The organism is Stenotrophomonas sp. 93052_Sma, from assembly GCF_056481145.1.
Window position 1 is genome coordinate 3,362,911 of the sequence record NZ_CM151134.1, and the last position, 21,806, is coordinate 3,384,716.

The 21,806-nt window shown below is 68.0% G+C and carries 14 protein-coding genes and 4 pseudogenes; 8 read left to right on the forward strand and 10 right to left on the reverse strand.

From position 1 onward, the window contains the following. Positions 1–20: 20 nt before the first annotated feature. Entirely contained in the window at positions 21–791 is a 771-nt protein-coding gene (locus ACZK2V_RS15840; protein WP_201116877.1) for an RNA methyltransferase, read from the reverse strand. 120 nt (positions 792–911) lie between these two features. On the opposite strand from ACZK2V_RS15840, the gene ACZK2V_RS15845 reads away from it, so the two are divergent. Next, the gene (locus ACZK2V_RS15845) at positions 912–1,739 is read left to right on the forward strand and encodes an inositol monophosphatase family protein (protein WP_005417749.1); all 828 of its coding nucleotides are present in this window, start codon (positions 912–914) and stop codon (positions 1,737–1,739) included. A 668-nt stretch (positions 1,740–2,407) separates the two neighbouring features. On the opposite strand, the gene htpX is transcribed toward ACZK2V_RS15845, so the two are convergent. Continuing rightward, on the reverse strand, positions 2,408–3,274 hold the full coding sequence (htpX, locus tag ACZK2V_RS15850) for a protease HtpX (RefSeq protein WP_486322577.1): 867 nt from the start codon (positions 3,272–3,274) through the stop codon (positions 2,408–2,410). A gap of 93 nt (positions 3,275–3,367) precedes the next feature. On the opposite strand from htpX, the gene gluQRS reads away from it, so the two are divergent. The 3 genes from gluQRS to phaR all read left to right on the forward strand — a co-directional run bounded on the left by gluQRS (position 3,368) and on the right by phaR (position 5,775). Then, complete coding sequence (gene gluQRS, locus ACZK2V_RS15855; protein ID WP_049423912.1) at positions 3,368–4,288, forward strand: tRNA glutamyl-Q(34) synthetase GluQRS; 921 nt, start codon at positions 3,368–3,370, stop codon at positions 4,286–4,288. Positions 4,289–4,305: 17 nt separating this feature from the next. After that, the gene (phbB, locus tag ACZK2V_RS15860; RefSeq protein WP_486322578.1) at positions 4,306–5,046 is read left to right on the forward strand and encodes an acetoacetyl-CoA reductase; all 741 of its coding nucleotides are present in this window, start codon (positions 4,306–4,308) and stop codon (positions 5,044–5,046) included. A 183-nt stretch (positions 5,047–5,229) separates the two neighbouring features. Beyond that, positions 5,230–5,775 carry a polyhydroxyalkanoate synthesis repressor PhaR gene (gene phaR / locus ACZK2V_RS15865; protein ID WP_049424035.1) on the forward strand — a complete coding sequence of 182 codons (546 nt, stop codon included), beginning with the start codon at positions 5,230–5,232 and terminating at the stop codon, positions 5,773–5,775. A 74-nt stretch (positions 5,776–5,849) separates the two neighbouring features. Here phaR and ACZK2V_RS15870 read toward each other — a convergent pair whose 3' ends face one another. The 6 genes and pseudogenes from ACZK2V_RS15870 to ACZK2V_RS15895 all read right to left on the reverse strand — a co-directional run bounded on the left by ACZK2V_RS15870 (position 5,850) and on the right by ACZK2V_RS15895 (position 13,382). After that, entirely contained in the window at positions 5,850–6,803 is a 954-nt protein-coding gene (locus ACZK2V_RS15870; RefSeq protein WP_049423908.1) for a TraB/GumN family protein, read from the reverse strand. Position 6,804: 1 nt separating this feature from the next. Then, positions 6,805–7,737 (reverse strand): DUF1684 domain-containing protein, encoded by a 933-nt coding sequence (locus ACZK2V_RS15875; protein ID WP_049423906.1) that lies wholly within the window; start codon positions 7,735–7,737, stop codon positions 6,805–6,807. A gap of 11 nt (positions 7,738–7,748) precedes the next feature. Then, the gene (gene mutL, locus ACZK2V_RS15880) at positions 7,749–9,656 is read right to left on the reverse strand and encodes a DNA mismatch repair endonuclease MutL (protein ID WP_049423904.1); all 1,908 of its coding nucleotides are present in this window, start codon (positions 9,654–9,656) and stop codon (positions 7,749–7,751) included. Between the two features lie 121 nt (positions 9,657–9,777). Next, positions 9,778–11,338: pseudogene (locus ACZK2V_RS15885) on the reverse strand (N-acetylmuramoyl-L-alanine amidase). A gap of 82 nt (positions 11,339–11,420) precedes the next feature. After that, entirely contained in the window at positions 11,421–11,903 is a 483-nt protein-coding gene (gene tsaE / locus ACZK2V_RS15890; RefSeq protein WP_049401237.1) for a tRNA (adenosine(37)-N6)-threonylcarbamoyltransferase complex ATPase subunit type 1 TsaE, read from the reverse strand. Then, a pseudogene (locus tag ACZK2V_RS15895) lies at positions 11,900–13,382 on the reverse strand (NAD(P)H-hydrate dehydratase). The gene tsaE and the pseudogene ACZK2V_RS15895 overlap by 4 nt, the downstream one beginning before the upstream one ends. A 23-nt stretch (positions 13,383–13,405) precedes the next feature. Between ACZK2V_RS15895 and queG the strand changes: the two are divergent. Together queG and xseA are read left to right on the forward strand one after the other, a co-directional pair. Then, positions 13,406–14,476 carry a tRNA epoxyqueuosine(34) reductase QueG gene (gene queG, locus ACZK2V_RS15900; protein ID WP_049423897.1) on the forward strand — a complete coding sequence of 357 codons (1,071 nt, stop codon included), beginning with the start codon at positions 13,406–13,408 and terminating at the stop codon, positions 14,474–14,476. A 44-nt stretch (positions 14,477–14,520) separates the two neighbouring features. After that, positions 14,521–15,852, forward strand: a complete 1,332-nt coding sequence (gene xseA / locus ACZK2V_RS15905) for an exodeoxyribonuclease VII large subunit (protein WP_486322579.1) — start codon at positions 14,521–14,523, stop codon at positions 15,850–15,852. 697 nt (positions 15,853–16,549) lie between these two features. Here the strand turns inward: xseA and ACZK2V_RS15910 are convergent. Together ACZK2V_RS15910 and ACZK2V_RS15915 are read right to left on the reverse strand one after the other, a co-directional pair. Beyond that, positions 16,550–17,444: pseudogene (locus ACZK2V_RS15910) on the reverse strand (M48 family metallopeptidase). A gap of 89 nt (positions 17,445–17,533) precedes the next feature. Then, positions 17,534–19,418: pseudogene (locus ACZK2V_RS15915) on the reverse strand (SUMF1/EgtB/PvdO family nonheme iron enzyme). 84 nt (positions 19,419–19,502) lie between these two features. On the opposite strand from ACZK2V_RS15915, the gene rnd reads away from it, so the two are divergent. Together rnd and ACZK2V_RS15925 are read left to right on the forward strand one after the other, a co-directional pair. Beyond that, positions 19,503–20,582 (forward strand): ribonuclease D, encoded by a 1,080-nt coding sequence (rnd, locus tag ACZK2V_RS15920; RefSeq protein WP_049423888.1) that lies wholly within the window; start codon positions 19,503–19,505, stop codon positions 20,580–20,582. A gap of 90 nt (positions 20,583–20,672) precedes the next feature. Next, a complete protein-coding gene (locus ACZK2V_RS15925) occupies positions 20,673–21,746 on the forward strand; it encodes a hypothetical protein (protein WP_032130293.1) in 1,074 nt (357 codons plus the stop codon). Positions 21,747–21,806: the final 60 nt, after the last annotated feature.

Genomic DNA, 21,806 nt, shown 5'->3' on the forward strand with positions numbered 1-21,806 from the left:
CCGAAAAAATGAGAACGTCGTCAGCTGTCCTTGCCGCCTGCCTGGGCCAGTCGCGCCATGCGCTGGGTGTCGGCGAGGATGCCGCGCAGCAGGCGCACTTCCTGCTCGCTCGGCTCACTGCGCAGGAACAGGCGGCGCAGCTTGCGCATCGCCGATTCCGGGGCGCGGCCCTTGTGGAAATCGATCTCGTCCAGCGTGTCGCCAAGCTGGGCGAAGAAGCTCTCCATCTGCTCGTGGCTGGCCGCCTGTTCGCGGAAGCCGGGCTCGGCATCGGTGGCCGGCTGCGCGCCCAGCAGCTGCATACGCGTTTCATAGGCCAGCACCTGCACGGCGGCAGCCAGGTTGAGCGAGCTGAACTCAGGGTCGGACGGGATGTGCACCGCTGCATGGCAAAGCTGCAGTTCCTCGTTGGTCAGGCCGGTGCGCTCACGGCCGAACACCAGCGCCACCTCGGCGCCCTCGCCGGCCTTGACCACCGCGCGGGCAGCGGCATCGGCGGGCAGGTACTCCTCCAGCTGGACGCGGCGTGCACGGGCGGTGCAGCCCAGTACCAGGCGGCAATCGGCCACCGCCTCGGCCAGGGTGGCCACCACCGGGGCATCCCCCAGCACGTCTTCGGCACCGGCCGAGCGGCGGAAGGCCTCCTCGTCCAGTGGCTTTTCGGGGGCAACCAGCACCAGGCGGGCCAGGCCCATGGTCTTCAGGGCGCGGGCGGCGGCGCCCATGTTGCCGGGGTGCTGGGTACCGACCAGGACGAATCGGAGGCGGGTGGCGGCAGGAAACTGGGACATGAACAGGGAAAAGGTCGAGCTGGACGATGACCAATGGTAAACTGTGCGGCCGGCCACTGCGCCGGACCCGCTCTTTTCCCCCGCCAGTCCATCTCTTCTGCCTTTCCGGGAGCCCACGCCATGCAGAAACCCGCCGTAACCGTCATGGTCAAGGCCGCCCGCCTCGCCGGCAACGTCCTGTTGCGCAACATCAACAAGCTCGAGGCACTGAACGTGGTGCAGAAGGGCCGGATGGACTACGCCAGCGAAGTGGATGCGGACGCGGAAAAGGTCATCGTCAAGGAACTCAAGCGCGCTTACCCGGACTACGGCATCTTCGGCGAAGAAGGTGGCGTGCAGGGCGAGCGCCGCCAGATGTGGGTCATCGACCCGCTGGACGGCACCAGCAATTACCTGCGCGGCGTGCCGCACTACTGCGTGTCGATCGCCCTGGTCGAGAATGGCGAGCCGACCGATGCGGTCATCTTCGACCCGCTGCGCAATGAACTGTTCACCGCCAGCCGTGGCGCCGGCGCCGTGCTGAACGACCGCCGCATCCGCGTGGCCGACCGCAAGGATCTGGAAGGCACGATGATCCACACCGGCTTCGCCCCGCGCGAACGCAGCCGCGCCAGCGCCCAGCTGAAGGCGGTCGACGCCCTGCTGGTGCACGGCGAGGACATCCGCCGCACCGGCTCGGCCGCGCTGGACCTGGCCTACGTGGCCTGCGGACGCGCCGATGCCTACTTCGAAGCCGGCGTGAAGGCATGGGACATCGCTGCCGGCCTGCTGCTGGTCCGCGAGGCCGGTGGCAAGGTCTGCGACTTCAAGGGCGCAACCCTGGGCCGCATGGACAACCGTGGCCCGGAGACCCACCAGATCGTGGCCGGCAACCTGAAGGTGGCCGAGTCGCTGCAGAAGGTGCTGGTCAACACCGGTTACGCCGCCGAGTTCGACGCGAAGTTCTGAGGTTTCGCGTAAAGCGGTTCATGGAGACGGCACCTGCGAAGGTGCCGTTTTCGTTTGCGCGCACGGAGATTCGTTTCCGCGACCGCGGAGAGGTGTCACTTTCTTTGCTCGTGCAAAGAAAGTAACCAAAGAAACACGCCGCCGGGGCGCGAGCCGATGCTGCGCATCGGTACCCTGCGCTCCTCGGTCCGTCGAGGGGCGGTGCGGGAACTCGCTGCGCTCAGACACCCGCACCTCTTCGCCCTCGCCGGACCTGCGGTGCTCGGCTCGCTCAAGGCGGACCCAAGGTCAAATGCCACAGCCGCACCCGATTGATCCACGCCATGCGTGGATGCTGTTGCCGTTGATCTTGACCTTCCAGTCCGCCTTGAGCGAGCCGAGCATCGCAGGGCAATCAGGGGCGAAGAGGCGCCGGTGTTTGAGCGCAGCGAGTTCGGCGCCGTCCCCTGATTCGCCGAGAAGCGCAGGGTACCGGCGCGTAGCGACGGCTCGCGCCCTGGCGGCGTGTTTCTTTGGTTACTTTCTTTGCACGAGCAAAGAAAGTGACACCTCTCCGCAGGCGCGGAAACGATCCGCCGGGCACGACCCGGCATCCGCAATGCATCCCGCAAACAAAAACGCCCGGCGCGAGGCCAGGCGTTCCTGCACAACCGTGGAAGTACGGAGGCTTACGCCACCGTCGACGCCCGCAGCGCGGCGATGCGCTCTTCCAGCGGCGGGTGGCTCATGAACAGCTTCTTCGCCGTCGAACCGGCAATACCGAACGCCGCGATCTGGGTCGGCAACGTGCTCTGGCCGTGGTTGAGCTGCAGGCGTTCCAGCGCGGCGATCATCTTCTGGCGGCCGGCCAGCGAGGCACCGCCTGCGTCGGCGCGGAACTCGCGATGGCGCGAGAACCACATCGAGATCATGGTGGCGAACAGGCCGAACACCATCTCCAGCACGAACACGATGATGTAGTAGGCGAAGCCGCGGCCGCCGCCTTCGCGGTTGCCCGACAGCGCGCTGTCGATGATGCCGCCGACCACGCGGGCCAGCACGATCACGAAGGTGTTCAGCACACCCTGCAGCAGGGCCATGGTGATCATGTCACCGTTAGCGACGTGGGCGATCTCGTGGCCCAGCACCGCTTCGGCTTCGTCTTCGCTCATGTTGTGCAGCAGGCCGGTGGACACCGCCACCAGCGCCTTGTTGCGGTTGGCACCGGTGGCGAAGGCATTGATCTCCGGACCTTCGTACACGGCCACTTCCGGCATGCCGATGCCGGCCGCCTTGGCCTGACGCTCGACGGTAGCCAGCAGCCAGCGCTCGGTCTGGTTGCGCGGCTCGGTGATGACCACCGCACCGGTGGAGCGCTTGGCCATCCACTTGGACAGCAGCAGCGAGATGAAGGAGCCACCGAAACCGAAGATACCGGCCATGATCAGCAGGCCGCTCATCGAGCGCGAGTCCACGCCCAGGAGGGACATCACGATGCTGGCCAGGATCAGCACCGCAAGGTTGGTCGCTAGAAAGAGGGCAATACGGGTGAACATGGGAAATTCCGGCTCGGAAGGGGTCGATATCGATCAATTTGCGGTGCGGTCAGCTTGAATTCAAGCGCCAACCTGACCGACGATTCAGCCAGCATGACCTCCCCCATTCCCTGCGGCCGCTTCGCCCCTTCGCCAACCGGCCTGCTCCACCCCGGATCCCTGCTCGCCGCCTTCGGCAGCTGGTTGCTCGCCCGCCACCACGGCGGCCTGTGGCGGCTGCGCGTCGAAGACGTCGACCCGCCGCGCACCGTGCCCGGTGCAGCGGATGCGCAACTCCAGGCACTGTCGGCGTTCGGCCTGGCCCACGATGGCCCGGTGCTCTGGCAGAGCACGCGCGGCGAGGCCTACCAGGCTGCGCTGGAAGTACTGCTCGCCAGCGACCAGGCCTTTGTCTGCCACTGCAGCCGCAGCGAACTGGCCGCCAGTGGCGGCATCCATCATCGCTGCGTCGCACGGCAACCACGACCGGACCCTGCCGTCCGCTTCCGCGTGCCAGCGGGCAGCATCGTGCGCTTCGAAGATGGCCTGCGCGGCCCGCAGCAGCAGGACGTGCATGCCGAGGTCGGTGACTTCGTGCTGCGCCGTGCGGACGGCTGCTGGGCCTACCAGCTGGCGGTGGTGGTCGATGACGCCGCGCAGGGGGTGACCGAAGTGGTGCGCGGTGCCGACCTGCTCGACTCCACGGCACGGCAGATCCTGCTGCAGCAGGCATTGGGCCTGGCGGTGCCGCGCTACTGGCACCTGCCGCTGCTGCTGGATGCGCCGGGCCACAAACTGTCCAAGTCACTGGCGGCGCTGCCGGTGGACAGCGCACGCCCGCTGCCGGTGCTTCGCCAGCTCTGGCAGCTGCTCGGCCAAGCCCCTGAGGCGCTGGCGCAGGCACGCGATCTGGACGCGCTGCTGGCCGCCGCTCGACAGGCCTTCGACCCGGCGCGGCTGCCGCGTGCCGACATCCTGTTGCCAGCCGGCGCACTTTCCGCGCCGATGTTGCAGAATCCCCCTTCCCCCACCTGATACCCGGATAGCATTCCATGACATCTCGCGTCGCACTGGTCACCGGCGGAACCGGCGGCATCGGTACCGCCATCTGCCAACGCCTGGCCGACCAGGGCCACCGGGTCGCCACCAACTACCGCGACGAGGCCAAGGCCCGCGCCTGGCAGCAGGCGATGACCGAACGCGGCTACAGCGTGTCGATCTTCCCGGGCGATGTCTCCGATCCGGACAGCGCCGAAGCGCTGGTGCGCGCCGTCGAGGCCGAACTGGGTCCGGTCGAGATCCTGGTCAACAACGCCGGCATCACCCGCGATACCACCTTCCACCGCATGCGCGCGGACCAGTGGCACGATGTGATCAACACCAATCTCAATTCGGTGTTCAACGTCACCCGTCCGGTCATCGAGGACATGCGCCGCCGCGGCTGGGGCCGGGTCATCCAGATCAGCTCGATCAACGGCCTGAAGGGCCAGTACGGCCAGGCCAACTACGCGGCGGCCAAGGCCGGCATGCACGGCTTCACCATCTCGCTGGCCCGCGAGAACGCCGGCTTCGGCATCACCGTCAACACCATCTCGCCCGGCTACGTCGCTACCGACATGGTGATGGCGGTGCCGGAGGAGGTGCGTGCCAAGATCATCGCCGACATCCCCACCGGACGCCTCGGCAAGCCGGAGGAAATCGCGTACGGCGTCTCGTTCCTGGTCGCCGACGAAGCCTCGTGGATCACCGGTAGCAACCTGGACATCAACGGCGGCCACCATATGGGTTGGTAAGCCGCGCAGCGGGCCCTCGCGGCGAACGCCGCCGGCCCCTGCCGATGGTCATGCTGCGCAACACGCAAACCCTTGTTGCGCAACATGATCGCCGCCGAAAGCCAAGCCTGGCGGGGGCTGAGGCGGTTGCAACGGCTGCTGCACTGCGCCATGCTGCGCGTCTACTGTGACGAGTACCGCTTCATGGCTGCGACCCGCATCATCAAGAAGTATCCGAACCGCCGTCTCTACGACACCGAGATCTCCAGCTACATCACCATCGAGGACGTGCGCCAGCTGATCCTGGACGGTGAAGACTTCGAAGTCCGCGACGCCAAGAGCGGCGACGACCTCACGCGATCGGTCCTGCTGCAGATCATCGCCGACCAGGAACAGGACGGCGAACCAATGCTGTCCACCCAGCTGCTGAGCCAGCTGATCCGCTTCTACGGCGACTCCCTGCAGGGCTTCATGGGCAACTACCTGGAGCGCAGCATGCAGGTCTTCCTCGACCAGCAGCAGCAGTTCCGCCAGCAGATGGGCAACCTGCTGGGGCAGACCCCGTGGGCGATGATGAACCAGCTGACCGAGCGCAACCTGGAGCTGTGGCAGGAATTCCAGCGCAACATGGGCACCGGCTTCGGTGGCCCGCGTCCGGGCGGCACCGGAACCGGAACCGGCGCAGGTACCGGCAACAAGCCGAACGAACCGGGCACCGGCACCGGCACCGGCGGCAAGACCCGCCGCTGAGCTGCTGCAACAGCTGATACGAAAACGGCGCGCCACTGGCGCGCCGTTTTGTTTGGCATCGCGCCAACCGTATGTCAGCGTTTCGCCTTGCACCCCGTGCATACGCGCTCGACCTTGTAGCCCTTCGCCTTCAGCTTCTCGACCATGCCATCACTGCCCAGCAGGTGCAGCGTGCCGACCACCACCAGCGTACCGCCCTGCCCGGCCTGCAGGTACGGCAGCAGTTTCGGCACCCAGGCGTCATTGCGGCCGGTGTTGATGCGCTGATACAGCTGCGGATACTGCTGGCGCATTTCCGCCGCCATCCGGGTCCACAGCACGCGCTCGTCACCGCGGCGCCAGGCGTCGTGCAGCTGGCGTGCCTGCTCGTCGGCCTTGCCGGCCTGGTCCAGCGCTTCGGCCAGCATCTGCCGCTGTTCCTGCAGCGTCATTCCGTCAAGCATGCCGATCTGGGTGTCGATGTCTTCCAGTCCCGCGGTCTTGCGCCCGGTCTTCTGCGCACGCTCCATGAAGTGACGGTCCAGGCCCAGTGCCGGGTCCAGGCCCAGCTTCTGCATCTGCCCGACCGAAATGCTCAGGCCGACAAACCACGGCTTCATCCCCTGCATCTGCGCCAGCGGCAGCTTGTTTTCGGTGGAGAACACCTGCAGCTTCTGCCAGGTCGCAGCATCAAGATCGCGCTTGAGTTCGCTGCCATCGGTGCGGACCGCCGCCTGCACCATGCGGCTGGCCAGCTGCGGCGACTGCATGTCTTCCGGCGACAGTTCGAACACGACCCGCTGCGAGGCTTCGAACGCCTGTTCGACATCGGACGACAACGGGTAGTCCTGCGGCTTCAGCAGGTGGAAGGAACCGAGCAGGTAGAGGCGCGAGTCACCCGGGCCGGTCACTTTCCACAGCAACGGCACCGGCGGCTTGCCCGCCGCTGCGCCAGCGGTATCGGCTTGCACGGTACGCGCTGCAACCAGCGGTGCCAGCGCACAGGCCGCCAACAGAACGGTGGCACGCAACAGGGATCTGATCGGCATATCAGCCTTCTCCTTCAGGCAGGTGGTAGGCCTTCTCGCCCGCTTCCACGCGCAGGTCCAACCGGTTTTCCGGCGGCGCCAGCGGACAGGTCGCATAGGCGGTGAATGCACACGGCGGGTTGTAGGCATGGTTGAAATCGATGCGCACGGTGCCATCGGCAGCGGGTGCATCGGTATCCAGATAGCGACCGGCCGGATAGCTGCCGCGGCCGCTGGTGCGATCGGCAAAGATCAGGAACAGCGGCTGCCCCGGCGCACCGATCGCCTCCAGCCGCCAGCTGCGGCCATCGCGCTGGAACTCGACCGCGCCGGCATTGGGCATTTCGGTGGTCAGGCCGGTGATGTCGACGATGGGCAGGGTCTTGCCCGGCGGGTGCGCGATGAAGCGCGCCTGCACCTGCCAGTCCGGGCCGCCCGGCCAGTACTCCAGCCCACCGAAATCGCGACGTGCCGGCGCTTCGGCGTGCTTGACCCGCAGCGCATCGCGCGGACCGCGGCGGATGATGCTGAGCTGGCCTTTGCCGCCATCGAACGCCAGCAGCGTCGGCTGCGGATCCTTGTCGGTGTCGATGCGGATGCGGCCGCGCACCGGCTGGCCATCATGGCTGACATCCACGCCGGCTTCGGGCGTGAACCACCATTGGCTGCCTTCACGGCGCAGCAGGCCCAGCTTGTCCGGCCCAACCGCCAGGCGGATGCCATTGGTCGCGCCGCTGCCGACGAAGTGGGATTTGTTCTGCAGCCAGTGCAGGCCGACCAGCGCGGTCCAGCCATCGGGCCGGGTCAGGTCCTGATAGCGTGCCACCCGCCACTGCTGCTGCTCGGCGGCATAGGACGGATCCTCCGCGGCCGAGGCTGGTGCCGGCGGCGTCGCCGGGCTGCAGGCGGCCAACACCAAAGCGGCCAGCAGGCCGCCCATTCCCCGATAACGCATCGATGCTCCCCTCAACGTCCGCGCAGGAACCAGCGGTCGATCTCCGCCAGCGAAAAACGGGCCCAGGTCGGCCGGCCGTGGTTGCACTGGCCGGACCGCTCGGTGATTTCCATGTCGCGCAGCAGCGCGTTCATTTCCGGCACGGTCAGGCGCCGGTTGGCGCGCACCGCGCCATGGCAGGCCATGGTCGACAGCAGTTCATCGCGTGCACTGGCCACGCGCCGGCTCTGACCGTGTTCGCGCAGGTCGGTCAGCACGTCGCGCAGCAGGCCTTCCGGTTCGGCATGCGCCAGCAGCGCCGGAATGCTGCGCACGTGCAGCGCACCTGGACCGGCACGGGTCACTTCGAAGCCCAGTGCGGCCAGGGTTTCACTTTCATTCTCGGCGGTGTCGGCTTCGCGCTCGCCCACTGCGAGCGTGATCGGCACCAGCAGCGGCTGCGACTGCAGGCCGATGCCATCGTGCGCGTTCTTCAGCCGCTCGTAACCGATGCGTTCGTGTGCCGCATGCATGTCGACCACGATCAGGCCTTCGGCGTTCTCGGCCAGGATGTAGATGCCATGCAGCTGCGCGATCGCGTAGCCCAGCGGTGGCACGCCAGCGTCGGCACTGGTGACCGGCAGCCCGTTCTCGGTCGGCATCGGCGGCAGCGCAGCACCGCGTTCAGCGCCGGCCGGTGCGGCATACAGCGCGGCATAAGCCGCCGGTGCATCGGCCACCTGCAATCCCAGCGGTTGCTGCGGGCGCCAACCCGAGAATCCACCACCGCCACCACTCGAACCGGCCCCAGGTGCGGCACCGCGTACCAGACCGAAACCGGAGGCACCCGCACTGGAGAGCATCGGTGCCGCGCCTGCATCCACCGGATGCGCGGAGCCGGCGCCGATGTCCTGCACCGATATGCCGGCGCGGGTATCGGCCAGCGCATCCTTCAGCGTGCGGTAGACAAAATCATGCACCAGCCGCGAGTCGCGGAAGCGCACCTCGTGCTTGGCCGGGTGCACGTTGACGTCGACGCGGGTCGGGTCAAGCTCCAGGAACAGCACGTAGGCCGGTTGGCGGCCGTGATACAGCACATCGCCATAGGCCATCTTCACCGCATGGGCGACGCTGCGGTCGCGCACCGAGCGGCCGTTGACGTACAGGTACTGCTGGTCGGCGCTGGCGCGCGAATAATGCGGCTGCGCAATCCAGCCGTGCAGGCGCAGGCCGGCAGCGCTGTGGTCGACGCGAACGGCCTGGTTGGCGAAATCCTCGCCCAGCGTTTCGGCCAATCGCGCATCGGAATACAGATCGCCCGGCTTGTAGCGACGCGAGGCCTTGCCGTTGTGCGAGACGCGCAGTTCGACATCCGGCCGCGCCAGCGCCAGCGAACGCAGCCATTCTTCGATATGGCCCAGCTCGGTGCGCTCGGCGCGCAGGAACTTGCGCCGCGCCGGTACGTTGTAGAACAGCTCGCGCACTTCCACCGTGGTGCCCGGCGCATGCGCGCGGGGCGTCACTTCGCCGATCTTGCCGCCTTCGATCTGCAGCGCCGAACCGTGTTCGTCATGTGCGCGACGCGAGGACAGGGTGAAGCGGCTGACCGAGGCGATCGACGGCAGCGCTTCACCCCGGAAACCGAGCGTGGCCACCGATTCAAGATCGTCCAGATCGGCAATCTTGCTGGTGGCGTGGCGCGACACCGCCAGCGGCAACTGTTCCGGCGCGATGCCACTACCGTTGTCGCGGATGCGGATCAGGCGGACACCGCCCTCTTCAAGATCGATATCAACGCGGCTGGCGCCGGCATCGATCGCGTTCTCGACCAGCTCCTTGACCACCGACGCGGGACGTTCGACCACTTCGCCGGCGGCGATCTGGTTGATGAGGATCTCCGGCAACGGCCGGATCGGGCGCGGATGGGTAGCAGACGTCATGCGGGGATGATAACGGAGCGGCCGAGGGTAGAGTCGAGCCATGCTCGACTGACGGGCTACCGGGAAGGCCCAGTCGAGCGCCGCTCGACTCTACAGAAAGCAGTAACCCGCCTTCGGCGGGTTACTTGCTGCCGCCGGCCATGGTGCCGGCGGCGTCGATCTCGGCCTGGGCCCGGGCGGCATACAACGTGCCCGGCGGCGGCTGACGGCTGAAGAACGTGTGCACGCCGTCCAGCACCGCACCGGCGATCTTGCGCTGGTAGGCCGGGTCGATCAGGCGGCGCTCTTCATCCGGATTGGAGATGAACGCGGTTTCCACCAGCATCGCCGGCATGTCCGAAGTACGCAGCACCGCGAAGTTGGCGCGCTCGATGTTCGGCTTGTGGTTGTTGCCGATCCGCTTCAGGCCGCCCAGCACATGGCCGGCCGCGTCCTCGGACGCCTTCATGTAGCCGCTCTGGGCCAGATCCAGCAGCACGTTGGCGAGCGTGCCTTCGGTCTGCTGCAGGCGCACGCCACCGACCAGGTCGGCCGCGTTTTCCTTGTCCGCCAGCCAGCGGGCGCGCTGCGAAGAGGCTCCCTTGGTCGACAGCACGTACACCGACGAGCCCGTGGCCGAACGGTTTTCCGCCGCGTCTGCATGGATCGAAATGAAGATGTCGGCCTTGTTCGCACGCGCCTTCTGCGCGCGCATCGGCAGCGGAATGAACACGTCGCTGTCGCGGGTCAGGTAGGCCTTCAGGCCCGGCGTCGCGTTGACCTGACGGGCCAGTTCACGCGCTACGGCCAGGGTCACATCCTTCTCGCGCTTGCCGGTCGGGCCGATCGCACCGGGGTCCTGGCCGCCGTGGCCCGGATCGATGGCCACCACCAGGTGGCGCATGCCAGCCTGCATGCGGATGCGCGAGGCATCGCTGGGCATGGCCGGACGCGGTGGCACCACCGTGGTTGGAACCGGTGCAGGCGCTGTGGCCGGCGGCGTGGTTACCACGGCGGCGGTACGCTGGCCGGCAAGGATCGCAGCCGGCGATGCGGACGGCGTGCTGCTGGCAGCCGTGCCCGCTGCCGCGACCTGGGCCGGTGCAGTGGACGGGGCCGGGGTCGGTGTGGCCGGTGTGGCAGCGGCGGCGCTGGCCTGCTGCTGTACCTGCGCGGTCAACAGCGCGGTGGCGCGCGGCGTCGTTGCGCGACTGCGCGCTCTCGGCCGGAGTCGGTGCGGGCGTGTTGACCGGTGCCTGCGGCTGCACCGCCGGCGTCGCTGGCGGGCGGCTGGCGGCCACGGCCGGGCCATCGCCCGGCCATTCGATCACCAGCTTGGATTCATTGCCTTCGCGCTGCATCTGTGGGCGGAACGGCGCTACCGATTCAGCGAGGTCGAAAACGACACGGAAGGTCCCCGGCACCGGCTGTCCGGTACGCACCGCCGTGACCACGCCCTGCGCGGCCGGCATTTTCAGGTTGCGTATGGCGCTGGAGTCCGGGAAATCGACCACCAGGCGGTTCGGTCCGGCCAGCGACAAGGTCTTGTAACCGCCGCTGCCGACCAGCGAGATCTCGGCACGGGTGCCGGTGGCGCCGGTATTCAGCAGGACCTGACGGACTTCACCGGCCCACGCACTGACGCTCGCCAGACTCAGTCCGACGGCGGCACAGATGGCAATGAGACGGTTCCCGGGGCGCATGGCTCAGGATTCAATCACCGCGCTGAACGGAATGCAACACCTTTTTCCTTAATAATCCGTAACCTGCCGGTGTTTGTTCTCGTCAGCCGACAGAAATGGCCTGCAAGTCGCCCCCTTGGGGGAGCCGTTCCAGCCATTCATGTCCGACGTCGCTGGCTCCAGTGAGACGGACCCGACGCCCCTGCCCCTCGATCTCCAGCGCCACCACCAGGTCGGTCGGCGGCAGCGCGCCAGCGCCGCGTTCCGGCCATTCCACCAGCCACAACACCGCGCTGCCCTCGTCCAGTCCGAGAAAATCGAGCTCGCCGGCCTGGCCGATCCGGTACAGATCCAGATGCCAGGCCTCGCCACCGCTGGCCAGCGGATAGCGCTCGACCAGGGTGTAGGTCGGGCTGCGGATCGCCCCCTGCACGCCCAGTGCGCGCAGCAGTGCGCGGGCGGTGGTGGATTTGCCGGCGCCCAGGTCGCCGCGCAGTTCGACCAGCGCCTGCGGCGGTCGGGTGGCGGCCAGCCACTGCCCGAGCAGTTCAGTGGCAGCGCTGTCGGCAAGGAAGAAATCGATCATCGGGAGAGTTCCGGGTTGGCCAGTCGCCGCAGCGGCGACAGCAGATCAGTAGGAAGCAGGCCGCGCGCGCCGTCGGCGGCAGCGACGTCGCCGGCAAGCGCATGCAGCAGCGCACCAGCGGCGGCGGCATCGAAGGCGGCCAGGCCTTGCCCACGCAGGCTGGCGATGATGCCTGTCAGCAGGTCTCCCATGCCACCCACGGCCATGCCGGGATTGCCAGCCGCGATCAGTCGTGGCCGTTGCCCCGGCGCTGCGACGATGCTGCCGGCGCCCTTCAGCACCACCACGGCGTGGAAGCGCTCGGCCAGTGCCTGTGCGCAGGTGAAGCGATCGGCCTGGATGTCAGACGTGCTGCAACCCAGCAGGCGCGCGGCCTCGCCCGGGTGTGGCGTAAGGATGGCGTCGGGCAGCGCGCGCGGATCCTGCGCCAGCAGGTTCAGTGCATCGGCATCGACCACCAGTGGCCTGGCGCTGGCCAGCACCCGCGCAAACAGTGCGCGCCCATTCGTCCTGGCCCAGACCGGGGCCGATCGCCACCACCCTGGCCTTGTCCAGCAGTGCCGGCAGCGCGTCACCATCTTCCAGTGCATGGGTCATGGCCTCGGGCAGCCGAGCCAGCAACGGGCCAACGTGGTCGCGGCGGGTGCCCAGGCTCAGCAATCCAGCACCCGCGCGCAACGCCGCTTCAGCCGCCATGGCGATGGCGCCGCCGCTGCCATGGTTGCCGCCGACGCACAGCACGTGCCCGGATTCGCCCTTGTGGGTATTGGTGCGGCGCGGCGGCAGCAGGGCTGGCAGGCGCACCTGCGTCCAGAGCTGCGCAGCGGGTGACACGCCCTGCCATGCGGCCGTGGGTAGCTGCAGCGGCGCCAGCGCCTTCCGCCCGCAATGGTCCAGCGCATCGCCGGTGTACAGCCCGCGATGCGGCACGATGAACTGCACGGTCAGCGCCGCCCTCACCGCCTCGCCCGGTACGGCGCCGCGGTCGGCATCCACGCCACTGGGGACGTCCAGCGCCAGAACCGGTGCCGCCTGCGCGTTGAGCGCGGCAATCAGCGTCTGAGCCACGCCCTCCGGCACGCGATCGAAGCCCAGCCCGAACAGGGCATCGACCCAGATATCGGCCTCGGGAAGCGCGCCGTCGAAATCGGTGATGGTGCCGCCGTCGGATGTGAATTCCGATGCTGCACGCTGTGCCAGCGCGGTTGACGGTGGCTTCCCCGGCAAGGCGATCACCGTCACCTCACGTCCGGCCTGCAGCGCATGGCGGGCCAGCACATGGCCGTCGCCGCCGTTGTTGCCCGCACCAACCACCACGCCGATCCGCTGCGCCTGCGGCCAATGCTGCAGCAGGCACTGCCAGGCGGCCTGGCCGGCCTGTGCCATCAGGCCCCAACCGCCCTCGGCGGCCAGCGCCGAGGCCTGCGCATCAAGCGCACGCGCGGCAGCGGAATCGAACAGATCGGCAAGGTTGGCCATGCGGGGATTTTATACTGGTGCACATGTCCCCCGTCCCCGCCCCTGTCGATCCGGCCCAGGCCGTGCAGCGCATCCGCGAACTCGCCCGTGCGCATGGCTTCCAGCGCTGTGGCATCGCCGGCGTCGAGCTGGGCGAGGATGAAGCGCACCTGGCCGACTGGCTGGGCCAGGGCCTGTACGGCACGATGGACTGGATGGCGCGCCACGGCACCCTGCGCGCGCGCCCGGCCGAACTGCTGCCCGGCACCGTGCGGGTGATCTCGGTGGGCATGGACTACAGCCACAAGGACGACACCGTAGCTTGGGCAACCCTGGCCGACCCGGGCCGCGCCTACGTGGCCCGTTACGCTTTGGGTCGCGACTACCACAAGCTGATGCGCAACCGCCTGCAGAAGCTGGCCACGCAGATCAACGATGAAGTGGCACCGCTGGGCTACCGCGTATTCGTCGATTCCGCCCCCGTGCTGGAACGCGCACTGGCGCGCAATGCCGGCCTGGGCTGGATCGGCAAGCACACCTGCCTGATCGACCGCCATGGCGGCTCCTGGTTCTTCATCGGCGAGATCTACATCGATATCCCGCTGCCGATCGATGCAGCGGCCACAGCACACTGCGGTACCTGCACGCGCTGCATCGATGTCTGCCCGACCCAGGCCATCACCGGCCCGCAGCGGCTGGACGCGCGGCGCTGTATCTCCTACCTGACCATCGAGCACGACGGCGCCATTCCCGAAGAGATGCGGCCGTTGATCGGCAACCGCATCTACGGCTGTGATGACTGCCAGCTGGTCTGCCCCTGGAACAAGTTCGCCAAGCGTACCGACGAAGCCGACTTCCGCGCGCGCAACAACCTCGATACCGCGCGGCTGGACCAGCTGTTCGCCTGGGATGAAGCCGAGTTCCTGCGCCGCACCGAAGGCAGCCCGATCCGGCGCAGCGGCCACGAGCGCTGGCTGCGCAACATCGCCGTGGCACTGGGCAATGCACCGCCCTCGGCCGACGCGCTTGCCGCCCTGCACACCCGCGTCGACGATCCCTCGCCGCTGGTGCGTGAACACGTGCAGTGGGCGCTGGGCCAGCACACGGTGCGCTGACGTGCGATCCTGAGCCCCCGTTCCGCCCGCAGCACGCCGTTCCCATGCAGCCACGCAACAACGACATCCTCACCCCCAGCCAGCTCAACACCCTGGCCCGCGACCTGCTGGAAGGCAGCTTCCCGGCGATCTGGGTCGAGGCCGAACTGGGCAGCGTGGCGCGCCCTGCCTCCGGGCACCTGTATTTCACCCTGAAGGACGCACGTGCGCAGCTGCGCGCGGCAATGTTCCGGATGAAGGCGCAGTACCTGAAGTTCGTGCCGCGCGAAGGCATGCGCGTGCTGGTGCGCGGCAAGGTGACCCTGTACGACGCCCGTGGCGAGTACCAGATGGTGCTGGACCACATGGAAGAAGCCGGCGAAGGCGCGCTGCGCCGCGCCTTCGAGGAGCTGAAGGCACGCCTGGAGGCCGAGGGCCTGTTCGACCCGGCACGCAAGCGGCCGCTGCCGGCGCACGTGCAGCGCCTGGCAGTGATCACCTCGCCCACCGGTGCCGCCGTGCGCGACGTGCTGAGCGTGCTCGGCCGCCGCTTCCCGCTGCTGGAAGTGGACCTGCTGCCTACCCTGGTCCAGGGCAGCAGCGCCGCCGCGCAGATCACCCGCCTGCTGCAGGCGGCCGATGCCAGTGGCCGCTACGACGTGATCCTGCTGACCCGCGGTGGCGGCTCGCTGGAAGACCTGTGGGCGTTCAACGATGAAGCGCTGGCCCGAGCGATCGCCGCCAGCCGCACCCCGGTGGTGTCGGCGGTGGGACACGAAACCGACTTCAGCCTCAGCGATTTTGCCGCCGACCTGCGCGCACCGACGCCGTCGGTGGCGGCCGAACTGCTGGTACCCGACCAGCGCGAACTGGCCCTGCGCCTGCGCCGGACTGCAGCGCGCATGGTGCAGCTGCAACGGCATGCGATGCAGCAGGCGATGCAGCGCGCCGATCGTGCCCTGCTGCGCCTGAACGCACAGAGCCCGCAGGCGCGGCTGGACCTGCTGCGCCGCCGCCAGCTCGATCTGGGCCGGCGCCTGCATGCCGCGTTCAACCAGCAGCAGGAACGCCGTGCCGCACGCCTGCGCCATGCGGCGGCGGTGCTGCGCGGGCATCATCCGCAGCGCCAGCTCGACGCGATGCAGCGCCGCCTGGCTGCCCTGCGCGGGCGCCCACAGATTGCGATGCAGCGTCTTCTGGAACGCGATGCACTGCGCCTGCGCGGGCTGGCGCGTTCGCTGGAAGCGGTCAGCCCGCTGGCGACTGTGGCACGTGGCTACAGCATCCTGACCCGCAGCGACGACGGTACCCTGGTGCGGCACGTCGACCAGGTGCAGCCGGGTGACGCCCTGCAGGCCCGCGTTGGCGACGGCGTGATCGAGGTGCAGGTCAAGTAAAGGGGGGTTCGGCAGGGCTGCGCCCTGCACCTGCAGAAGCGTTCAAGCAACAGCAACAGCCGAAGCAACAGCCAAAGCTGGTATTCCGTGGGATGGCGGGGCGGTGTGGCTGTGCAGGACACGCCGTAAACCCATCCATGGGGGCTCGATGGCGCCATCCATGGCGCCAACGGTCCCGCACAACCACACCGCCCCGCCTCTGACAGATTCCGGAGGCTGTTGGTAGTTGTCGACCTTGGTCGACACGGTAGATCCACGCATGCGTGGATGAATCTCCATCGGAATCGAATATTTCGATATCGGAACGATTTGAGCCGAGCATGGCTCGGCTCTACAGAAGAGCGAACAGATTGCGAGAATCTGTCGAAGGCGGGGTGGGTCCGGTTGCGGGGGCGTAAGCCGCATGGGCCCGAGGCATGCCTCGGGCGGGTTGGGCACGACGCCCAACCCCGGTCTTGCCGTGTGCGCAGGACTGCGCACACGAGCAAGCGGCGACCGAGCTTACATGGGTGAGGGCGCTTTGCTTGCGAAGCACTGCTTCGCAAGCGCCCGAACGCACAGCCGCCAGCGGCTGGGCCGGGCCCCGGAGGGGGACTTGCAGCGGCCCCCGCAACCGGACCCACCCCGCCATCCCACGGAATGCACGCTGTTGCTGTTGCTTCGGCAGGTGCAGGGCGCAGCCCTGCCGAACAACCCTCTACTTTGCCTGCTCGCAGAACTTCTGCCGGTACTCAAGCGCCTTCGGCATCAACGCCTGCAGGTTCTGGATGCGGGTACCCGGGTTGGGATGGGTCGAGGAGAATTCCGGCGGTGACTGGCCACCGCTGGCCTGGCCCATGCGCTGCCACAGCGGCACCGCCTCGCGTGGATCGAAGCACGCTGCCGCGGCCAGCATCAGCCCCACTTCATCGGCCTGCGTCTCGTGGCTGCGCGCATACGGCAGCAGATACCCATAACCCATCGCCGACATCATCATCTGTTGCTGCTGCGCATCCATGCCGCTGGCGGCGCCGGCCACCTGCCCGATCTGGGTCAGCTTCTGCTGGGCCATGCGCTGTGCACCGTGGCGCAGCAGCGCATGGGCAATCTCATGGCCCATCACCACCGCCATCGCATCACGGGTGCGCGCCACCGGCACCAGCCCGGTGTAGACCGCCATCTTGCCGCCCGGCAGGCAGAACGCGTTGGCCTGCTCGGATGGGATCACATTCACTTCCCACTGGAAATCCCGCGCGAAATGCGCCGGCTGCACGCCGTGCTCCTGGGCCAGCGCGGTCTCCACCACATCGACCTTGGCAATCAGCCGCTGGGCGATGTCGCGCACATCGCGCGATCGGCGCATTGGGATCCATCGGCCGTTCCTGCGACAGGATCTGCTGGTAGGCCTGCAGCCCCAAAGCGGTCTCCTGCCGCGCATCCAGACTGCTGTCGATCATCACCTTCTCGCCGGTATACGGATCCACCGTGCGGTTGGAAAACCAGTAGAAGACCGCATAGCCGGCGGCCAGCAACAGCACCCACCAGCGGATGTTGCCGAACAGGCCGCGCCGTTGCGGGCCTTGCGGCGAGCGGGAGAAGGGATCATTGCGCATCGGGTCGGCTTCCAGCGGGCCCCGCCGGCCGGCGGGCACGGCGCAATCTTAGTGCGCCGATGCCAGCAACGGGTGAAGCCGGCCGCCGATCAGATGCCGCGCACCAGGCGGAAGCCGATGCGCGCGTTGGTGGTATCCGAGTCCTGGGATTGCCGCCAGGCGGCACGGGTCTGCTCCGGCGCATTGGCCCAGTTGCCGCCCCGGATCACCCGTGCGCGGCAGCCCGGGTTGAACCAGGCGGCGCCATCGGAGGGCGCGCCGGTAGCTGGCATGCCAGCAATCGGCCACCCATTCGCTGAGATTGCCGCCCATGTCGTGCAGGCCGAAGGCATTGGCCTGGAAACTCCCTACCGGTGCCGGCCCCCACCAGCCATCGCCATAGCCGATGAAGGCGTTGTGCCAATGCCGCCCGGACGGCGACACGTCCTTGCTGCCGGTGAAATTGCCGCTGCCCGGCGGCGGCGTGCCGGCATCGCCCCAGGGGTAGCGACCACTGCTGCCACCGCGCAGCGCGTACTCGAACTCTGCTTCACTGGGCAACCGGTAGCTGCGCCCGGTCTGCTCGGACAACCACGCCGCATAGTTTTCGGCATCGCGGATGCTGACGTGCATCACCGGCGAATTGGCCATCGCGCGGCCACCGTCGTAATCCGAGCGCCAGTCCACGCCGCTGCGCCGGATGAAGTTGCCGCTGCGTTCGTCATAGACCACCGAATGGCCGCGCCGCGTCGCCCGTGGGCGCGCATTGGTCGCCTTCACGTAGCGCTGGAAATCGCTGACCGTGACCTCGGTGATCGCCATCGCAAAGCCTCGATCAAAGCGCACATAGTGCGATGGTCGCTCGGCATCGCTCGAGCCCGGCTCGGCATCGCCGGCGCCCATCTGGAAACCGCCATGCGGCACCACCACCATCTGCGGCCCGCGTCCGCCATCGCGCATGGCGTCGCTGAACACCTGTCCAGGGCGGAAGCTGCCGTAGTGGGTGGCCAGGTCGATACGCTCACGCAGCTGGGCCACCACCGCGTCTCCCGGCAGGGCGATGCGCAGGGCCTCGGCCAGTTTCTCGCGCGCCGGCTTCAGGCCCTGCGGCGTGGACAGGTCGCGCAGGCCGTCATCGCGCAGCTGCAGCAATGCCGCCGCACGGATCTGCTCGATGCGCTCGAACGCGTCGGCGATGGTGGGCGACGAGTCGCGCACCTTGCTCGCTTCGGCCAGCCAGGTGCCGGCGCTGGCGAAATCACGCGTGCGTGCCGCGTCTTCGGCGCGGCGGATCAGTCCACTTTCGGCCGCGGCCAGTCCCTGCCGTGCGCGGCTGTTGTCCTCATCCAGTGCCAGTGCCTCACGGAAGTTGCCGATGGCCCCGTCCCCGTCTTCACCGATCCGGTCCGAGCGCAGGTCCTCTTCGCCGGCGCGGTTATAGGCCACGACCCGCTGGGCAAGCTCCACCCGTCCCTGCAGCGCACGCACCTTCTCGTCCTTCGGCGCCAGGGTCAGCAGCACCAGCGCCTGGCGGCTGGCCTCGGCCAGCGCCTCGCGCTGCTTCAGCGGCCGCACCAGCAACGCATCCGCCTGCTGCTGCAGGCGCTGGCGGGCGCGCTGCAGGCCTTGGCGGGCCTGGCGGTCATCCGGATCCTCTTCCTGTACCGCCAGCCACAGCGGGATGGCGGCATCGGCATCCTCATAGAGCCGTCCTTCGGCGAACGCCTGCTCGGCCGCGCGGCGCAACTGGGCCAGGCTGCGGCCCTGGCGGTCCACCCGCGGCGGCGTCCACTGCTGTACATCCTCGGCGGCATCCTCACCGGCGATGGTCACGCTGCCCTGCCCGGCCTGCGGGCGCTCGTCGCTGTCTGCGTCCGCGGACGGGCGCGCCTGTTCCCCGGCACTCCGGTCCGTTGCCGTGGGGGGCGACGGCGTGCAGCCGGCCAGGGCCAAGGCCAGGGCGGTGCACAGCACGGGCGACAACGAAAAACGCAAGCAGAGCCTCCTTCGGCACGGACGCGCACCGACGTTAGGCTATTCTCCCCTGCCTGAGCAAACCCGAGTAGTAGGCCCTGACCCGTGGCAACCTGGATCACCACCCCCGCCGAGCTGGATGCGTACTTCCAGCAGCGCCCGACCCGCATCGGCCTGGACACCGAATTCATCCGTGAACGCACCTTCTGGCCGCAGCTGGCCCTGGTGCAGATGGCGATCGGGCAGGACATCCTGCTGATCGACCCGCTGATTCCCGGCATGACCGAGGCGCTGGCGCCGTGGCTGGGCGATGAATCCATCACCAAGGTGATGCACAGCGCCAGCGAAGACCTGGTCGCCTTCAAGTGGGCGTGCGGCGTGCTGCCACGGCCGCTGTTCGACACCCAGATCGGTGCTGCGCTGGCCGGCATCGGCGGCGGCATGGGCTACCAGAAGCTGGTGGCGGAAATCACCGGCGTCGCCCTGGCCAAGGGCGAAACCCGTTCGGACTGGATGCGCCGCCCGCTTTCGGAGTCGCAGCTGCAGTATGCCGCCGACGACGTCGAGCACCTGTTCGCGCTGCATGACGCCATTGATGCCAAGCTGCAGGCACTCGGCCGCCAGCAGTGGCTGCACGACGATGGCGAGCGCCTGCTGGCCAGCGTCGCCAATGACGAAGACCGCTGGCCGCATCTGGCGATGCGCTCGGCGCAGTTCCTCGACGCGGCCGCACAGCACCGCCTGCTGCGCCTGCTGCGCTGGCGTGATGTACAGGCACGCAACAGCGACCGCCCGCGAAGCTGGATCCTGGACAACGAACTGGCCACCACCCTGGCGCGCACGCCACCGGCCGACGAGGCTGCGCTGGGCAAGCTGTTCGAGCAGTTCCCGAAGGCACCGCGCAAGCTTGCCGGCGCGGTCTGGCAGGCGCTGTCCACACCGCTGGCCGATGAGGCCGGGGCACCGCTGGCGCTACCCGCCAACGACAGCAACAAGCAGGCGGTGAAGAAGCTTCAAGACGCGGTGGCCGAGCGCAGCCGCGAGCTGGGCCTGCCGGATGGCGTGCTGGCCTCCCGCAAGCATCTGGAAAGCTATCTGGAACGCCGCCAATGGCCGGCAGCACTGGCCGGCTGGCGCCAGCAGGAACTGGAATCGCGGTTGCAGGCGCTGCTGCCGGCACGTTGATGGCACAAGGCGCCGGACCACGCCGGCGCCGTGCACCTCAGGCCTGCTGGGGCCGTGCTAGGGTTTGCCGGTACTGACAAGGAGACGTCGATGCAGACCCTCAAGATCGCGACCGCCTGCGCACTGCTGCTAACCCCGTTGGTCCTGGCATGCGCTGGGCAGGCCGCACCGCTTTCCTATGCACAGGAAAAGGAGAACACAGCCAAGCTGGTGGACATCATTGACGGTGCCACCCGCGATGGTCTGGTTGCCGTGCTGGTGCCGGCCCCGTATGTCGTGCACAACGGCGGGCCAGGCGTCGGCTCTCCGGTCCCCGGCTTTCATCTGGGCAACCGCTCGACCGACCTGCCCGGGTTCTCGACGCGGGTGTCCTTCCAGCACAAGGACATTCCCTCCCAGGGCTATGTGCAGCTGTTCAACACCAACGAACTGGAAACCGGCCCGCAGCGGACGGTGTTGATGGACGTGTTCGAGGTGCATCTGATTCCGCCGGGCACCTATCTGCTGAACGGTGCGGAGAACTACCGCCTGAACACCCGCGTGGCCAAGCTGAAGCCGCTGGGGACCATGGACGAAGTATCGAAGGACATCGGCGCCACCCGCCTTGCCGACGTCGACTACCGTTTCTATTCCTGGAAGAAGGTCTGGGTACCACCGGGCGTCCTGACCGATCAGCACTCCCAGCAGGTCTGCATCTCGGTGCACGTGGCTTCCGGCAACTGCGTGGCATGGGGCACCCAGAACTATGAAACCTCGCGCCCCACCGAAGGCTACTGGGATGACAGGATCGTCCCTGAAGACATCCCTGCCGTACGCATCCAGGCGGTCATCGCCAAGGCCCACGCGCCACTGGCCTTCACTGCCCACGAAGGGCAGATCCTGCTCAGCCCCTTCATTGTTGCCGCCGACGGCGATATCGATTTCAACGCGAACGACTGCGCACCGGTCGACAAGCTGACGGGCTGCGCCCTGCGCCGCTTCAGGGTGCACTACCAACCCGCGCCGTTGGACGCTGCACGCAAGCACATCGCAATCACCTCGCGCGGCCTCAACGGCAAGCAGCGCAAGGTACTGGAGCGGATGGAGGCGATGCAGCTGCAGGTGCTGGGCCCCAGTGCGCCGTCCGATGCAGCGCTGGGCAAGGGTGTCAGCGCCACGCCTTGAGCACGGATGATGCCTGGCCAGCAACGAAAAACGGCGCTCGATGAGCGCCGTTTCCGTTAC